This window comes from Thermotoga sp., assembly GCF_021162145.1.
In the GTDB taxonomy this organism is placed as follows: domain Bacteria; phylum Thermotogota; class Thermotogae; order Thermotogales; family Thermotogaceae; genus Thermotoga.
The window spans coordinates 1-16,117 of the sequence record NZ_JAGGZH010000066.1 but is presented as its reverse complement, the minus strand read 5'-3'; the positions used below and the strand labels follow the sequence as shown (position 1 = coordinate 16,117).

16 protein-coding genes, 1 tRNA gene and 2 pseudogenes are annotated in these 16,117 nt (G+C 47.7%); 10 read left to right on the top strand and 9 right to left on the bottom strand.

Annotated elements, in window-relative coordinates; all coding sequences use genetic code 11:
- The 9 genes and pseudogenes from J7K79_RS04620 to J7K79_RS04580 all read right to left on the bottom strand — a co-directional run.
- Nucleotides 1-128 (bottom strand): annotated as a pseudogene (locus tag J7K79_RS04620) (phosphoribosylamine--glycine ligase); the annotation flags it as partial.
- A 12-nt stretch (nt 129-140) separates the two neighbouring features.
- Entirely contained in the window at nt 141-1,499 is a 1,359-nt protein-coding gene (locus tag J7K79_RS04615) for a bifunctional phosphoribosylaminoimidazolecarboxamide formyltransferase/inosine monophosphate cyclohydrolase (protein WP_296905644.1), read from the bottom strand.
- On the bottom strand, nt 1,480-2,088 hold the full coding sequence (gene purN, locus J7K79_RS04610) for a phosphoribosylglycinamide formyltransferase (RefSeq protein ID WP_296905648.1): 609 nt from the start codon (nt 2,086-2,088) through the stop codon (nt 1,480-1,482). The genes J7K79_RS04615 and purN overlap by 20 nt, the downstream gene beginning before the upstream one ends.
- Complete coding sequence (purF, locus tag J7K79_RS04605; protein WP_296905642.1) at nt 2,058-3,353, bottom strand: amidophosphoribosyltransferase; 1,296 nt, start codon at nt 3,351-3,353, stop codon at nt 2,058-2,060. Before purF ends, purN begins: the two co-directional genes overlap by 31 nt.
- A gap of 6 nt (nt 3,354-3,359) precedes the next feature.
- Nucleotides 3,360-5,171, bottom strand: coding sequence for a phosphoribosylformylglycinamidine synthase subunit PurL (gene purL / locus J7K79_RS04600; RefSeq protein ID WP_296905639.1), 1,812 nt, complete (start codon nt 5,169-5,171; stop codon nt 3,360-3,362).
- Entirely contained in the window at nt 5,171-5,812 is a 642-nt protein-coding gene (gene purQ, locus J7K79_RS04595) for a phosphoribosylformylglycinamidine synthase subunit PurQ (protein ID WP_296905637.1), read from the bottom strand. Before purQ ends, purL begins: the two co-directional genes overlap by 1 nt.
- Nucleotides 5,809-6,057, bottom strand: coding sequence for a phosphoribosylformylglycinamidine synthase subunit PurS (gene purS, locus J7K79_RS04590; protein WP_296905635.1), 249 nt, complete (start codon nt 6,055-6,057; stop codon nt 5,809-5,811). The genes purQ and purS overlap by 4 nt, the downstream gene beginning before the upstream one ends.
- Entirely contained in the window at nt 6,033-6,725 is a 693-nt protein-coding gene (locus J7K79_RS04585; RefSeq protein ID WP_296905633.1) for a phosphoribosylaminoimidazolesuccinocarboxamide synthase, read from the bottom strand. The genes purS and J7K79_RS04585 overlap by 25 nt, the downstream gene beginning before the upstream one ends.
- A gap of 113 nt (nt 6,726-6,838) precedes the next feature.
- Nucleotides 6,839-6,915: transfer RNA gene (locus tag J7K79_RS04580), tRNA-Pro, on the bottom strand.
- Between the two features lie 127 nt (nt 6,916-7,042).
- On the opposite strand from J7K79_RS04580, the gene J7K79_RS04575 reads away from it, so the two are divergent.
- From J7K79_RS04575 to J7K79_RS04530, 10 genes and pseudogenes are all read left to right on the top strand, one after another.
- Nucleotides 7,043-7,480: a hypothetical protein gene (locus tag J7K79_RS04575; RefSeq protein WP_296905631.1), complete on the top strand. Its 438-nt coding sequence runs from the start codon at nt 7,043-7,045 to the stop codon at nt 7,478-7,480.
- Nucleotides 7,481-7,489: 9 nt separating this feature from the next.
- Nucleotides 7,490-8,572, top strand: a complete 1,083-nt coding sequence (gene ychF, locus J7K79_RS04570) for a redox-regulated ATPase YchF (RefSeq protein WP_366932588.1) — start codon at nt 7,490-7,492, stop codon at nt 8,570-8,572.
- The gene (locus J7K79_RS04565; RefSeq protein WP_296905629.1) at nt 8,565-8,933 is read left to right on the top strand and encodes a divergent PAP2 family protein; all 369 of its coding nucleotides are present in this window, start codon (nt 8,565-8,567) and stop codon (nt 8,931-8,933) included. Before ychF ends, J7K79_RS04565 begins: the two co-directional genes overlap by 8 nt.
- Nucleotides 8,934-8,942: 9 nt before the next feature.
- Nucleotides 8,943-10,889, top strand: coding sequence for an ATP-dependent helicase (locus tag J7K79_RS04560; RefSeq protein ID WP_296905627.1), 1,947 nt, complete (start codon nt 8,943-8,945; stop codon nt 10,887-10,889).
- A gap of 7 nt (nt 10,890-10,896) precedes the next feature.
- The gene (locus J7K79_RS04555; RefSeq protein ID WP_296905625.1) at nt 10,897-11,670 is read left to right on the top strand and encodes a hypothetical protein; all 774 of its coding nucleotides are present in this window, start codon (nt 10,897-10,899) and stop codon (nt 11,668-11,670) included.
- A 130-nt stretch (nt 11,671-11,800) separates the two neighbouring features.
- Entirely contained in the window at nt 11,801-13,063 is a 1,263-nt protein-coding gene (locus J7K79_RS04550; protein WP_296905622.1) for an ABC transporter substrate-binding protein, read from the top strand.
- A 43-nt stretch (nt 13,064-13,106) separates the two neighbouring features.
- Nucleotides 13,107-13,952: a carbohydrate ABC transporter permease gene (locus J7K79_RS04545; RefSeq protein WP_296905620.1), complete on the top strand. Its 846-nt coding sequence runs from the start codon at nt 13,107-13,109 to the stop codon at nt 13,950-13,952.
- Complete coding sequence (locus J7K79_RS04540) at nt 13,949-14,746, top strand: carbohydrate ABC transporter permease (RefSeq protein ID WP_296905618.1); 798 nt, start codon at nt 13,949-13,951, stop codon at nt 14,744-14,746. Before J7K79_RS04545 ends, J7K79_RS04540 begins: the two co-directional genes overlap by 4 nt.
- A gap of 13 nt (nt 14,747-14,759) precedes the next feature.
- Nucleotides 14,760-15,827 carry an ABC transporter ATP-binding protein gene (locus tag J7K79_RS04535; RefSeq protein ID WP_296905615.1) on the top strand — a complete coding sequence of 356 codons (1,068 nt, stop codon included), beginning with the start codon at nt 14,760-14,762 and terminating at the stop codon, nt 15,825-15,827.
- Nucleotides 15,824-16,117 (top strand): annotated as a pseudogene (locus J7K79_RS04530) (alpha-mannosidase); the annotation flags it as partial. The gene J7K79_RS04535 and the pseudogene J7K79_RS04530, both read left to right, overlap by 4 nt.

The window sequence follows — 16,117 nt, the reverse complement described above, 5'->3', positions numbered from 1 at the left end:
GGGTGGTTTGCACCGTTCCTTTTAGTTCCAGCATTCCCTGGATAAAAGTGAACCTCATAACCTTGTTGCGAAAACGCCCATCCTATGGCGTGTTCTCTTCCACCTGAGCCCAGGACGTGTACCCTCATCCATCTCACCTCTCAGTGTCTGAAGACTCTGCTGGGGGCTTTGTAGAATGTGAGCCCGAGTTCTTTCGCTTTTGAGAGAACTTCCTCGTCTCTTATAGATCCAAGAGGCGCAACAACGGCTTTCACTCCCGCCTGAGCAAGAATCTCCAGAGAGTCAGGGAACGGGAAAAAGGCATCGGAAGCTGCGATCCCTCCCCTGGCTTTTTCACCCGCCATCACGGTGGCGATCCACGCCGCTCTCTTTCTGGAAGGCTGTCCGCTTCCTATGCCCACCGTCACACCGTCCTTAACTATGAGAACAGCGTTCGATTTCACTCCTTCTACCACCCTGTAGGCAAAGTCCAGGTCCTCGAGTTCTTTTTCCGAGAGGGGCTCTCCCACCACCAGCTCGAAATCTCCATCTGGATACTTCCTCTCGCTCAGAACGAGGGCACCAAACGCCATCTTTCCAACCTGAGGTGTGTAATCTCTGGGTTTGAGAAGCCTCACTTTTTTCTTCGACAGTATCTCGATGGCTTCTTTTGTGAAAGACGGGGCAACGATCACCTCCAGGTACTTTTTCAAAGATCCTGCCACCTCACTGTCCAGCTCAAAGTTCACAGCGAGAATACCACCAAAACTCGACTCATCGTCAGCTTCTAAGGCTCTTTTTACAACTTCGACCTTATTTTCACCTACCGCCGCTCCACACGGTGATTGATGTTTCACAACAACCGCCCCGGTCTTGGGCAAATTTTTGGCGACGAACCAGGCGTTCTCCGCGTCCAGGATGTTGTTGAACGATATTGTCTTTCCCTCGTGAAGAACCTCGAAGGCAGGCTTTCCATACACGAAAGCCCTTTCGTGCGGATTTTCTCCGTATCTTAGCTGAAGATCTTCTCTTTTGAAAGCGAAGGAGATACCTTCGATGAACTGGTTTGCCCTTACAGAATCGTACGCACAGGTGAATGCAAAGGTCATCCCAGCAAGATATCTTCTTGTCTCTTCGTCATCTTTCTCGATGGCAAGATTCAGAGTTTCCATGTCAAATGCGGGTTTTACTTTCTTCCAGTTTTTGGCTGCTGCACGAAGAAGAGCCACTCCACCTATATCGATGTCTGGGGGTGGATAGAGGTCCACAAAGACCACGTCCCATCTTGGTTCCGGTCCCAGAATCCCCGCGAATATTTCTGGATGCAGCGTCTTTACCAGTCCACCGAGGAGATTCTCGAAGCCTGTAATGGTGCTCACATCGTTCGCTTCCACGCCGTTTTTCTTCAGAAACTTCGCCGTTCCAGAGCTTGCCCAGATTTCCCATCCTTTTTCGTAGAGCTTCTTCAACACGTCCAGGTATTTTTCCTTCTCGTACAGACTAACCAATATCCTCTTCAAGGATAACCCTCCTTCCTTCTGCCTTCCATTTTCCTTCGAGGACTTTCTGTATCACAACTGAGTAGTAACGGTGTTCTATTTTGTGGATCTCTTCTTCCAGTTTCTCAAGTGACCAGTCCTTTCTTATCTCCAACGCTTTTTGGAAGATGATGGGGCCGGTGTCCACACCTTCGTCGACGAAGTGAATAGTGATCCCCGTAACCTTCACACCGTATTCGTAGGCTTTCTCTATGGCGTGTGTTCCGGGAAAGGCAGGAAGAAGTGATGGATGGATGTTTACTATCTTCCACCGCCATCTTTTGACTATCTCCGCTGGGAGGATTCTCATGAAACCGGCAAGAACGATCAGATCCGGTTCAAGTTCTTCCAGTTTTTTATTCAAAGACTTCTGCCAGGGTTTTTCCAGTTTTTCCCAGCGTATCCCCAGCCTCTTTGCTCGCTCGATAGCAAAACACTCCCTGTCCACCAGAAGCTCCTGGATCTTAGCTCTCAGAATGCCATCCTGTGAAGCCTTTACGATCGCCTCGAAATTGCTTCCGTTTCCCGATGCGAGTACCACTAGTCGTGGAAGTACTCCCCGTTGAAACATGCCACACACAACTCATTCCTCCCGATGGCCCTTTTCAGACCTTCGAGTGATAGATAGAAGAGAGAATCGGCATTGACGATCTTTTTCACCTCTTCTACATCGTGCTCTCCCGCAACGAGCTCCTTTTTCCGGGCAGTATCGATACCGTAATAACACGGAAAACGAACGGGTGGAGAATGAATTCCCACGTGGACTTCCCTTGCCCCCGCTTCTTTCAGTATCTTCACGATGATCCCCATCGTCGTTCCTCTGACGATCGAGTCATCGATCACCACCACCCTCTTTCCACGTACCACGTCTTCTATTGGAACCAGCTTTTTTTTCACAATCTTTTCCCTGTCCACGGGCATGATGAAGCTTCTTCCTACGTATCGATTCCTCATCAACCCGATGTCCAGAGGAATACCGGAAGCAGAAGAAAATCCCATCGCTCCAGAGAGTCCAGAATCGAGCACAGGGACAACGACATCTGCCTCTATTGGGTTCTCTCTGAAGAGTTCTTCACCCATCCTGTAGCGCGCAAGATGGACGCTCCGGTCAAGAAAATGACTGTCCGGCCTTGCAAAGTAGATGAACTCGAACGAGCAAAACCTTCTTTCCTTGCTGTTGAATTTAATTCTCTCTTCGCCATTGTTCATGAAGAGCACAACGGTTCCAGGAGGAACCTCCTCTAAATCTTCCACTCCAATGGCCCTCAAAGCGGCATCTTCTGAAGCCACCACCACCCCTTCTCCGTACCTTCCATAGAACAGAGGACGGATACCGTACGGGTCTCTTGCTGCAGCGAGGAATTCTTCGTGTAGGATCAAGAGTGAGTACGCGAGCGGTACCTTTTTCAAAGCCTTGACAATAGAACTTTTGATGTCTCCTTCACTCATCGATATGAGATGGAGAAAGATCTCCGAATCCAGTGTACTTTGAAACACCGCTCCTTTACCGTGCAACAAATCCATCCACTTCTTCGCATTCGGGATGTTCCCATTGTGGGCTACCGCGAGTCTTCCCTTTCGTGTGAAAGCAACGATAGGCTGGATGTCTTCAAGGGAGCCGGCCGTTGAGTACCTCACGTGTCCTATTCCTTTTTCAGCTTCTTCCCACCTGTCTTCGGTAAGAACCGTATCCACGAGACCCTTTCCTTTTATTGTCTTGAAGCCGTCCACGACCACCCCTACACTTTCCTGTCCCCTGTGTTGAAGTCCCAGTAGCACATCGTGCAGTACGGAGAAAGCGTCTTTTACGTTCCAGACCCCTGCGATTCCACACATTTCAGATCACCTCGAAAGAGCTCCTATTTCCTTCACAGGGACGTTCACCGTGGGGGTCTTTTCAGAAAACACCAGTACCATCTGATGAGCAGATTCCACCTCTGGAAGCCTCAGACTGATCTTCAGATCAAACTCCCTGAAAGTTTCCACGTGTGTTCTTGTCAGAAGTTGGGATGAAGCAAGGATGAAGGCCCCTTCGCTTGCGAGTTTCTTTATGGCCTTCCAGAGTTCTTTTTCTCTTTCTAGATCGAAATCTTGCCAGCCAACAGCGAAGATCTTGGAAGGTTTCGGTTTCGCCACCTTCTGTGGATCCACCTTCCCGAGCATGCCCACAACGAGTGTAGGAGGTATTGGTTTTCCCTGGTACGTGTTGTAGAGTGAGGCGTTCCCGGATGCAACGGGAACGTTGGAGAACTCGCATGCATCCTTCAGGGCCGTCATCATCGCAGAAAGTCCAACTGGATCTACGTCTGGGTCACCGTAGTTCACACAGTTCGTTATGGCAAGAGGCGTGGCACCAACCGCTAGCGTTTTTCTCACGCTCTCCAGAACGGCTATGAAAGTGCCCCAGTAGGTATTCTGAAGTGCCAGATCTGCTCTGCTGTGTGTGACAAGGGAGTATCCTTCGTTTTTCTTGATCCTCATGACCGCTGCTCCAAACCCGGGAGGGAGCACAGTGTCTGTTCCCACCATGTGATCGTACTGCTCGAAAACCTCTCTGGCGTTCACTTCCTCGAATTTCAAAGTGTCGAACTTCGGTATCTCTCCGGGCGTGTACTCGATGATTTCTTCTTCCGGAGCATTTGCAAGAAGCTGAACGGGCACTTCCATTACAAGTTGATCTTCGTAGAGGACTCTGTAGACGGGCTCTTCTATTACCTCTGCCACCACACCACCGAAAAGGAGGTACTCTTTTGCGATTTTCAGTATGCGAGCTGCTTTCTCGGGAGAGGTGACCACTGCCATCCTTTCCTGACTTTCGCTTATGAGGATCTCCCAGGGTTCCATATCTTGCTCTCTCAGTGGTACACGGTCAAGATGCGCGATCGCTCCGAGGTTACCCCTCGCCACGAGTTCAGATGTGGCGGACAGTACTCCACCTGCTCCAAGGTCCTGTGCTCCTTCAATGAGTCCCTCTTCCACCATTCTCAGAAAGGCTTCTATGAGCATCTTCTCGGCGAAGGGGTCCCCAACCTGTATCGAAAGTTTTGTTGCCTTCTCGCCGGTGAGATCTTCTGAAGCAAAAGAAGCCCCGTGTATTCCGTCTCTTCCCGTGGCACCTCCAAAAACGACAATGACCTGACCTGGCTTGGTTGCCTTCGAGTCCACTAGCATGTCGTTTCTCACGACTCCTGCGGCGAGTACGTTAACAAGCGGGTTGTGTTCATACAGAGAAGAGATCCTGAGCTCTCCTCCCACCGTTGGAACACCTATGGAGTTTCCATAGTCCGCTATTCCCTCGATGATGCCATCTATGATCCGTGGCATGTGAAGCGAATCAAATATCGCTGTGGGGCGTGCACCCATTGCGAGGACATCTCTGATAATACCTCCTACTCCTGTTGCAGCTCCGTTGTAAGGCTCGATCGCACTGGGATGGTTGTGACTCTCTATCTTGAAGGCAATTGAATAGTAATCGTCAAGGTTCACAACACCCGCGTTCCCTTCGAAACCGGTTTTTGGGAGTCTTTTGATGTATCTTTTCGTGTGGGAGTATCCACAGTGCTCGCTCCACATGACGGAGAACGCTTGAAGCTCGACGAAGGTGGGTTCCCTTCCAAGCTTTTTTTTCAAAACGTTCAGATATCTCAACCTCATCACCTCTTCAGATAGTTGAGGATGGACTGAAAGACCTTCGCACCGTCTTCTCCACCGAGGATATTCTCAACGGCTCTCTCAGGGTGAGGCATCAGCCCAAAGATGTTTTTCTCTTCGTTAAAAATCCCCGCGATTTTCTCATCGGATCCATTCACGTCTTCAATGTAACGAAGTGCCACGTTCACCTCGTCTATCTTCACATACCTTCCAAACCCATGGGCGATTGGTATTCTGATCCTCTCACCAGGGGTGAAGGCGTTTGTGAAAGGAGAGTTCACATCCTCAACGACAAGATCAACCCACTTACAGATAAACTTCCCTGAGGAGTTCTGAAGAAGGGCCCCTTTGAGCAAGCCCATTTCTATGAGGATTTGAAAACCGTTGCAGATTCCCATTATCAACTTTCCTCTTTCCGCTGCTTTCCTGATCTCGGAGGCGATCTTCTCTCTTGCAGCAACCGCGCCGGGACGCAAATAGTCTCCGTAAGAAAAGCCACCAGGAAGGATGATCAGCTCATAATCGCCGAGTCTGTCATTCAACCCTACAAACCTGGGTTCGAATCCGTTTATTTCGAGGGCGTGGTAAGCGTCCCTGTCGCAGTTGGAACCCGGATAGACCACAACACACGCCTTCGGTCTCACAGCTCTCTCACCTCATACTCTTCAACGACGGGATTCACCAGGAGATCTTCACATGCTTTTTTCACGATCTCGAAAGCCTTCTTCCTATTTTCTGCCTCCACCTCCAGATGAATGGATTTTCCCAGTCTCAGCCTCTTCACGGGCAGGTTCTTTTCTTCTCTCAAAACACGTTCAATCGTCTCTCCACGTGGATCTCTGACGTTGCTTCTGTACTGGACATCTACTGCGAACTTAAAGATCGGCAAAGTTCAAGCACCTCCCTGTACTTTTTCATGGGATCACCAAGGTTTCTTCTGTACACGTCTTTGTCGAAGATTTCACCCTTTTTTCTCAGTCTGAAGGTATCGGGTGAGATCTCATCGCCTAAAACAACCTCACCGTTTTTATCGAGTCCGAACTCGTATTTTATGTCCCAGAGCTCGAATCCTGATTTTTCGAAGAACTCCTTCAGACTCAGCGTGGCCTTCACGGCTGTCTTCTTCATCTTCTCTGCCTGATCTTTCGTTGCTATTCCCAAAATTTCCAGATGGTCCACACACACCATTGGATCGTGTCTTTCATCGTCCTTTATGAAGAATTCAACGAGGGGAACTGGTAGATCTTCTCCTTCAACTCCTCCGTATCTTCTTACAAAAGAACCTGCTCTCTTCAGTCTCACAACCACTTCAAGGGGGAACATCTTAAGAGGAATGGCTTTCAGAGTCCGTGGAGGGATGTATTCGATGAGGTGGGTTCTGATGCCTTTTTGGGAGAGGTATTTCATGAGAATCGCTGTTGTTTCTGCGCAGATAGAACCTTTGTTGATCATCACGTCGTGCTTCAATCCGTCGCCAGCTGTTATATCGTCTTTGAACTCAATGAGGGCGTGATCTCCAGCGATCTTAACAATTTTTGTCTTACCTTCGTAATGCACACACTCGCCTCCCCGCCCTTTTTGAAGATTCTATACTCACATCATGAATGGAAATTACATGGGAAGTAAACTCTTTGAAAAAAACAGAAAAACGGGAGCAAGGCTCCCGCTTCTGGTCGGGGAGGCGGGACTTGAACCCGCGACCTCCAGATCCCGATTCTGGCGCTCTGGCCGTCTGAGCTACTCCCCGTGTTCTCTGTTATTATAACATAGGGTTCCAGACTGGACAATCGTTTAACAACCATTCCCCTTGACTTTTAATACTCCTACTGTATAATTCGAAAAGCGTAAAAAAATTTTGCAGGGGAGTGGAGATCGTGGACTTCAGGTACATCTTGAGGGTACACATCGATGAGGCGTCTGCACAGTCTATTCTTCAAAACAGCAAGATTCAGAGACACGTGGAGAGGACTGGAGACGAGCTGTATTACGATAACGCTCTGGTGATCGCCACCAAACCTGGCAACGACATCGACGAAGAGCTCATTTCGATGGTGATAAACGCATACGGAAAACCTGCAAAGGCAGAAGGCTACCTCGTGGTCAACGGAAAAGAAAGAAAGATCTTCGATGGCTTCCTCGATCCAAGAAAGCCTCTTTCCATTCATCAGGCAGGTGCTGACCGGAGAACAGAAAGAGAGGACGAATACGAGGATGAGTTTGAAGAAGAGGAAGAAGAATACGATCTTTTCAACGAGGAAGATTTCTACGATGAAGAAGATGAAGACTTCTATGACGAAGAAGAGGAATATTGAGGTGATATTTTGGAGAGGGTGGGAATAGTAGGGCTTCCAAACGCCGGAAAGTCTTCGCTTTTCAACTTTTTGACCGACAACAATGTTCCGGCAGAAAGCTTTCCTTTCTGTACCATAGAACCGAACGTGGGAATCCTCGGGGTTCGTGATGAACGGGTGGAGATCCTCGCGAGGAACGAGGGTTCCAGAAAAGTAGTACACCCTTTCGTGGAGATCGTTGACATAGCCGGCCTTGTCAAGGGGGCCAGCAAAGGAGAAGGGCTGGGAAACCAGTTCCTCGACCACATAAGCAAAGTGGATGTCATAGCACACGTAGTACGGGTATTCGAGAGTAAAATGGTCTCTCATCCCTATCAAAGTGTGGACCCGAAAAGGGACATAGAAATAGTGGAGACCGAACTCATACTGAAGGATCTGGAGACCGTTCAAAAACGTCTTGAAAAGAGAGTGAAGATAGCTCGGGCCGGTGACAGGGATGCTAGAAGAGAGGTAAAGCTCCTGCAAGCTCTCCAGGAATTTCTCTCTCAGGGAAAGAGGGCGTCGAGGTTTCCGAGGCGTGACGAATTCGAAGAAAACGTGATACGCTCCCTTTTTCTCCTGACCGACAAGCCCCAGATCTTCGTCTTCAACGTTGACGAGCTGAGTGATGAAAGAAAAAAGCTAATAGAAAGTACAATTGAGGAAAAAGGTGAGGAATACATTATAATAAACGTGAAGCTCGAGGAAGAGTTAAAAGCGCTCCCGGAGGATGAAGCAGAACTCTTCAGAGCTGAGTACAACCTTTCGGGTGATAAGAAGAAGGAGTTTTTCGAAAAGGTCCTGAGATTGCTCGATCTTGTGAGATTTCTCACCGCTACACAAAACGAAGCGAGGAGTTGGACCATGAAGAAAGGTTCCACCGCTTACGAAGCGGCTGGGTTGATACACACAGACATGCAGAGAGGTTTTATAAAAGTCGAAGTCATTCCCTTCGAGAGATACCTCGAATATGGATCCCTCAAGAAAGCTCGTGAAGCCGGCGCTGTGGAGACGCACGGGAAAGATTACATCGTAAGAGAGGGGGATGTGATCCATTTCCTATTCCGTGCTTGATATCTGGAAAATCTTTCGAAGCACGCCGTTCACAACGGCGGTTGTCTCATTTCTGGTGGCGCAGTTCATAAAGTTTCTGATCAAAAGAGACGTGAAGATGTTAAAGAGCTACGGAGGTATGCCCAGTGGACACGTTGCCACCGTGTCAGGTCTTGCGTGGTCGCTTGCCCGGAGCACAGGGTTCGACTCTCCCTACACATCGATTGCCTCTATATTCCTTGTGATCATATTCATGGATGCCATCGTCTTGAGACCAGCGGTGAAAAAGGATCTTGGACACAGCTTTCTTGAAGCACTTGCAGGATTAGGCCTAGGTATGTTCATAGCCCATCTCTTTCCAGCCCGGCTTCATCTCTGGTGAGGTGAAGAGATGAAAGAGTACAGGATAAGGCCAAGAGAAGTGAATCTTTCGTTTCTAGAAGATCTCGACGAAGAACAGAAAAGAGCAGTTGTTGAATCGGAAGGAAGAAGTATCGTGATAGCAGGACCGGGATCTGGGAAGACACGTGTCATCACTTACAAGATAGCTTACCTTCTGGCGAACGGTGTGGACCCTTCCAGGATTCTTTTGGTCACATTCACAAGAGCCGCCGCGAGAGAGATGGTCGAACGAGCCAGGGCAGTGACAGGAAGAGAACTTTCCGAGATGCTCGCTGGAACGTTTCACCACGTGTGTAATCATTTTTTGAGAAAATACGCACCGTACGTTGGGCTGGAGAGAAATTATTCTATTCTGGACAGAGAAGATGCAGAGAGTCTCATGAGACACGCAAGAAGCAAGTTCTTGGAAAGAAAGGGAAAAGAAGAAAGAAGACACTTTCCTCAACCTTCCGTCTTGATGGCCATATACTCCTACATGAGAAACACTCTCAAATCCTTGAGGGAAAGTATCGTAGTGAAGAACCCAAAATTTCTGGACTTCAAAGAGGAGATAGGAGAGATCTTTGAACTTTACGAGCAGGAAAAACGTTCTCAAAATGTGGTAGATTACGAAGACCTCCTTTTTTATGTTTACAAGCTCTTCGAGGAACACAGGGAAGTACGTGATAGGGAAGCGGAGAGGTTTTTCTGGATCCTGGTGGATGAATTTCAGGACACGAACTTCGTCCAATACAAGATGGTCGAACACCTGTCCTCTAGACACGAAAACGTCCTTGCGGTAGGAGATGACGCGCAGAGCATCTACTCCTTCCGGGGAGCCAGGTACGAAAACGTGGAAGATTTCATCAAAGTTCCGGGCACGAAGATTTTCAAGATCCAGACAAATTACAGAAGCACTGAAAGCATCGTGAAGTTCATAAACGCAATGCTTCCAACCAAGTCCGTTCCAAAGGTACTAAAACCAGTGAGGAAAGACGGTATGAAACCAGTTGTTGTTAAGACGTGGGATAGATACGAGGAAGCAAGGTTCATCTCTCAGAGAATTCTGGAGCTCTTCGAAGAGGGATTCAAACCCGAAGAGATAGCGGTACTCTACAGATCACATTCGCATTCTCTGGAGCTTCAAATGGAACTGGCAAGAAGCAGAATAGATTTCAGAGTGCTTTCGGGACCGAGGTTCACTGAAAGTGCCCATGTGAAGGATGTTCTTTCTTTTCTGAGGATTGTTCAGAATCCTAGGGACAAATCCGCTTGGTTGAGAGCCGCAAAGCTCTTTTATGGCATTGGTGATAGGACAGCATCCAAAATAGCAGATCTTGCGAGCGCATACGTGGAGGAGGAATTGGATCCCTTCGATGAACTGAAAAAGGTGAACTTCTCTGGTGAGTACAGCAGGTTCATCGAAGTACTCGATCGCCTGAGAAAACTCAGCATGCCCGGAGAGATGATAGAGCACGTCCTCACATCGTTTTATTCCGAATATCTTGAGGCGAGGTATCCTGACTTCCGTGAAAGAGAGATGGACATAGAAAGATTGATTGAGATCGCCTCCCGATACACGAGCCTTGAAACGTTTCTGACCGACCTTGCAGTAACGGAGGATGTTGAAATTCAAAGAGAGGTCTTTCAGAAGGAAGGGAAGGTTACTCTCACCACGGTTCATCAAGCAAAAGGTCTCGAGTGGAGGGTTGTTTTCGTCATCTCCGTGAATCCGGGGGACTTTCCAAACTACTTTGCGATCTCAGAAGGAAACCTTGACGAGGAAGAGAGGATCTTCTACGTGGCCATCACACGGGCAAAAGAGCAACTCTACATTTCTTACCAGATCACGGGCACCTCGTATCCTTATCGCGGAAACAGATTCATCATGAGAAGTGGGGAGAACTTCATTGACAAAATCCCGTCTGAGCTCGTAGAGACGTGGGAAGTAAGGTGATTTTGAAATGAAACCAGTGGATTATCAGAAGAATCTGCAAAAGATCATCGAAATTCGTGAAGAAATAAAGAACGTTCATCCATTTCTTGAAAAGATCTTTCCAGTAGCGATCGTCACAGATGGAAGCTTCTTTGTTTTTGAATTCAATCCCGAAGAGAGAAGGTTTTTTCTTGTCCGGAAATTCCCTGCGAAAATGGAAATTCCGGAAAGTTTAAGAGCAGCTTTTCCGCTCGATTTCTACGCTAATAGAATTGCCTGTGTGGTTACACCGGATGTCTTCGATTCTCTCGAAGACTACACCGCTGTCTTCCATGAGTTTATCCACTGTCAACAGTGGGAAATCTGCGAGTTAAAACTCAAACAAAGACTGAAAGTAGCTCAAGAAGCGGTGAGAAGGGGCGATTACATGTGGGAATTAGCTTATCCTTTTCCCTATGAAGATGAAGTTTTCAGCAAGGCCTACTCCCGATTCCTAAAGGCTCTGGAATACGGCGATTCAGCTAGTGTTCATCGATGCCGCGGGCAGCTGAGGGATACTCTGGGTGAAAAGGACTTCGAGTATATGGTATGGCAGGAGTGGAAAGAAGGATTTGCGCGTTACATCGAAAATCGAATCAGAAAGAGACTTGGCCTCACCGAGAACCATTCTGGTCTTAAAAAACCCTTCTGCAGAACAACATTTTATGAAGGAGGAGCAAGATTGATAGAGTTTTTCATCGCAAAGGAGCCAGAGTTGTCGGTAAATATAGAAGATTTATTCAACAGGATGATGTATTTCTAAGAAAACAACAGACATTTTTCGGTATGTTAACACCCCTTGACAGAGGGGTAATTTTTTGTTATCATCCATATGTAGAAAATTTTCTTTACAACGGTGATATGAGAAAAACTTTTTCAAGGGGGTGTTCATGGTGAGAAAGTGGTTGTTTTTCATGGTGCTTCTGGTGGTTGCGGGTGTCATATTCGGTAAGGTGAACTTCGCTTCCACACAGATGACACCGGCGGCGGAAAGGGAGTTCATGCTCAACAAGCTCACAGAATTTTCGAAGTCTTCCGGCATTGATGTGGAGTTTCTCAACTTTGAATATCCACAGCTTTTCAGCAGACTCCAGGCGGAAATCAGAGCGGGAAGGAACACGTTGAATCTTGTGGCAGATCTTCAGGGGAATCTTTACATTATGGCATCCGAAGGACTTCTGAGTGACCTCAAAGATCTCAAGTTCGAGGGGAAGACTTTCATTGAAACTCTTGAGAAGTTCGCCTACGTCAACGGTGAAAAGATTTTCGTTCCCTGGCTTCAGGCAACGTACGTGATGGCCATCAACAAAAAAGCGTTCGATTATCTGCCGCGTGGGCTGTCCAAGGATGACGTGATCAAAGGAACGGAGAAATGGACCTACGAAGCTCTGCTCGAGTGGGCGAAGAACATCTACGAGAAAACAGGCCAGCCTCTTCTTGGTTTTCCAATCGGACCAAAAGGTCTCTGGCATAGGTTCCTCCACGGTTACATCTATCCTTCCTTCACGGGAGCTCAGGCTCTGAAATTCGACAGCGTGAGAGCCGTTGAGATGTGGAACTATCTGAAAGAACTCTTCAAATATGTTCATCCCGCGAGTTCCACTTGGGATGGTATGGCAGATCCTCTCTTGAGAGAAGAAGTGTGGATTGCATGGGACCATACAGCAAGACTCAAACCTGCCATCGTTGAAAAACCAGATGACTTTGTTGTTGCTCCTGTTCCCAGGGGACCGATGGGCAGAGGATACATAATTGTACTTGTGGGACTTGCTATTCCTAAGGGAGCAGATTTCGAAGAGCCTGCGAAAGTTATAGACTATCTCACTTCTCCGGAGATGCAGGTTGAAATTCTGAAGAATGTGGGATTCTTCCCCGTCGTCCAGGAAGCGGTTGGTGCAGTGCCAGAAGGTGCTCTCAAAGTGCTCGCTGAAGGTGTGATAAACCAGGCTGCCACGAAGGATTCCATCGTGTCTTTCATACCGAGTCTGGGACCAAAGAGCGGAGAGTTCACCGAGACCTACAGGATGGCGTTCACAAGGATCGTCTTCCAGGGTGAGGATCCAGCGAAGGTAGTGAAAGAGCTCGGTGAGCGGATCAGACAGATGTTCAAAGAAACGGGAGCGGAACTACCAGAACCGGACGCCAGTCTCTTCTGAGAACACGGGGTGGGGGTCCCCACCCCTTTTCCGGGGGTGTGTTATGAGAGGAAAATGGATTCCTTTTCTCCTCATACTGCCTGCTGTTCTCTATCTTCTTCTTTTGATGGGATATCCACTTCTTGAAACGTTCAGACTTGCTTTCACAAGTGATGAGGGTATATTTGGGAATTTCAAAAGGCTTATGGAGAGTGGAGAATTCTGGAACAGTCTGAAAAACACTCTTCTTCTCACGGTAGTAATCGTTCCTCTTCAATTGGTTCTCGCCTTAGGACTTGCTCTTTTTGTGAATAAAAAATTCAAAGGATATACAACAATACTCTATTTCATAGCAATTCCGCTTGCTTTGAGTGATATAACAGCAGCCCTCATGAGTTACACTATCTTTTCACCGAACGGTTATCTCAACAAAATTCTCATGAATTTGGGGTTGATAGAGAGACCCATGTATTTCTTCGGTTATCTCTTCAAAACAAGAGAATTTTGGGTAATCGCTTTGACGGAAATTTGGAGGGCAACTCCTCTTGTGTTCATCATCATTCTTGCAGGGCTCCAGTCGATAAATAAAGAATATCTGGAAGCGGCAGAACTTTTTGGTTTCTCGAAGTGGAAGAGATTCACAAAAATCATTCTGCCTCTCCTCAAACCATCCATTATGTCAGCACTCCTTTTGAGGACTCTCTTTGCGTTTCAAATATTTGGCGTTGTTTGGCTTCTTGCGGGAAGGGACATCCCGGTTCTGGCCGGTGAAACTTACTACTGGTACACCTTTATGAACGATCCGAGGATGGCTAGCGCTTACGCCCTGGTGATCGCCCTCGTTACGATCATCGTTAGCTGGTTCTACATAACATTCCTCAGAGCAAGACACTTGGAGGGGGCACAATGATGAGGAGATTTTTCATCGTTTTTCTATCTGTGATCGTATCTCTGTGGTTTTTAACCCCAGTGTTCTTCATCGTTCTCGCCTCACTCACACCTTCATCGGACTATTACGATCCGCACAGGATATTTCCAAGTAGTCTTACCCTCGATCACCTCTACAAACTCTTTGTCACACTGGGAGGTGGAAAGGCAACACTGGTCAGCATCCAAGTGGCTCTCGTTTCGATAGGGATTTCGTTCCTTTTAGGGCTTCCTGCTGGATACGCTCTCACAAGGTACATCTTTCCGGGAAAGAACATCATCAGACTCTCCATGCTCATGACAAGATCGATTCCTCTCATCGTGGTTGCGGTTCCTCTCGTGGTCCTCTATATGAGGCTCAATCTCGCGGACACCACACTTGGTGTGGCATTGGCGCATGCTTCAATGATACTGCCCTTTGTTGTACTCATCACTTCCAGCGTGTTCTCTGGAATCTCCGTTGAGTACGAAGAAGCAGGAATGGTTTTTGGACTGAGCAGATTCCAGGCCTTTGTGAGGATCACACTTCCTCTTGCACTTCCTGGACTTGCTGCTTCTGCTATATTTGCCTTCATCATGTCTTGGAACGAAGTTTTCGCTTCCTCAATTTTGACGCTCACGAACAGAACCCTTCCTGCGCATATATTGAACACCGCCATGGCATCACCTGACTATTTCAAGTTCGCCGCGGGAACGATAATGGCAATCCCTGCTATGGTCTTTATATTCTTCATAAGGAAGTACCTTGTGAGCATGTGGGGCATCACCTTAAAGTGAGAGGTGATAGAAATTGGCGCAGGTGAGAATAGAAGGGGTGAAAAAATACTTTGGGAACGTGAAGGCACTCGACGGAATTGATCTCACTGTGAACGAAGGAGAGTTTCTCGTCTTGCTGGGACCCTCTGGTTGTGGTAAGACTACTCTCTTGAGATGTATAGCCGGACTCGAGCAGGTAACAGCGGGAAGGATATTCTTCAACGACCATGAGGTGACGAATCTTGCACCAAAGGATAGAAATATCTCAATGGTTTTCCAGAGCTACGCGGTGTGGCCCCACATGAAGGTTAGAGACAACATAGGATACCCCCTCAAACTCAAAAAAATTCCAAAAGAAGAGATCGAAAGAAAAGTAAATTGGGCGGCGGATCTTCTTCACATATCGGAACTTCTCGACAGGTATCCTGCACAGCTTTCAGGTGGTCAGAGACAGAGGGTTGCTGTTGCCCGCGCAATCGTTCACGAACCTGAAGTACTTTTGATGGATGAACCCCTCTCCAACCTGGACGCACTCCTTCGTGTGAAAATGAGAAGCGAGTTGAAGAAACTTCAGGAGAGGATCGGCGTTACCACCATCTATGTGACTCACGATCAGACGGAAGCGATGACGATGGGAGACAGGATCGCTGTGATGAATCAGGGAAGGCTCCAGCAGGTGGGAACACCTTCCGAGATATACCATCATCCTGTGAACATGTTCGTTGCAGGATTTGTGGGCTCTCCGCAGATGAATTTCCTGGAGATGGAAGTGAAATCCCAGGGAACGAAGATCTTTCTCCAGAAAAATGGTATATCGATTCCTGTAGAGACCGATCCAAAGATCGCAAAAGTCGTTTTCGGTATTCGCCCCGAGAACGTTTATCTGGAGGAGAAACCAAACACCATCAAACTGGAGGGAGAAGTATACTTTGCTGAAAAGCTCATGTCGGATACGATACTCCACCTGAACATTGGAGATGAAAAAATCGTTGCAAAGATTCCCGGCGACGTTGATTTCAAAAGTGGGGAAAAGATCGGATTCTTCATAGATCTTGGAAAGATACGTCTCTTCCATCCAGAGACGGGAGAGAGACTCTCATGAAAGCAAAGGTGATTGTTCACAATCACTGGGACAGAGAATGGTTTACCACATCGGAGGTGACCTCCCGCTGGCTGGGGGAGGTCTTTTCCAAAGTGAAAACTCTCTCTGAAAAGAATCCGAACTTCATCTATGTGATGGATGGTCAGACCGCTGTGATCAAAGACCTTCTCACGGTAAACCCGGAGGTGGAAAAAGATCTTAAGAAACTCGTTGAGAAAGGAAAACTACTGATTGGACCTTACTATACGCAGATAGACTGGAGAATACCGAAAGAGTCGTCCATACTGAAG

Bases quoted from the DNA above. Each gene is read 5' to 3' on its own strand.
- purN (WP_296905648.1), bottom strand. From the start codon at position 2,088: ATGTTTCAACGGGGAGTACTTCCACGACTAGTGGTACTCGCATCGGGA.
- purF (WP_296905642.1), bottom strand. From the start codon at position 3,353: ATGTGTGGAATCGCAGGGGTCTGGAACGTAAAAGACGCTTTCTCCGTA.
- purL (WP_296905639.1), bottom strand. From the start codon at position 5,171: ATGAGGTTGAGATATCTGAACGTTTTGAAAAAAAAGCTTGGAAGGGAA.
- J7K79_RS04560 (WP_296905627.1), top strand. From the start codon at position 8,943: ATGAAAGAGTACAGGATAAGGCCAAGAGAAGTGAATCTTTCGTTTCTA.
- J7K79_RS04555 (WP_296905625.1), top strand. From the start codon at position 10,897: ATGAAACCAGTGGATTATCAGAAGAATCTGCAAAAGATCATCGAAATT.
- J7K79_RS04545 (WP_296905620.1), top strand. From the start codon at position 13,107: ATGAGAGGAAAATGGATTCCTTTTCTCCTCATACTGCCTGCTGTTCTC.
- J7K79_RS04540 (WP_296905618.1), top strand. From the start codon at position 13,949: ATGATGAGGAGATTTTTCATCGTTTTTCTATCTGTGATCGTATCTCTG.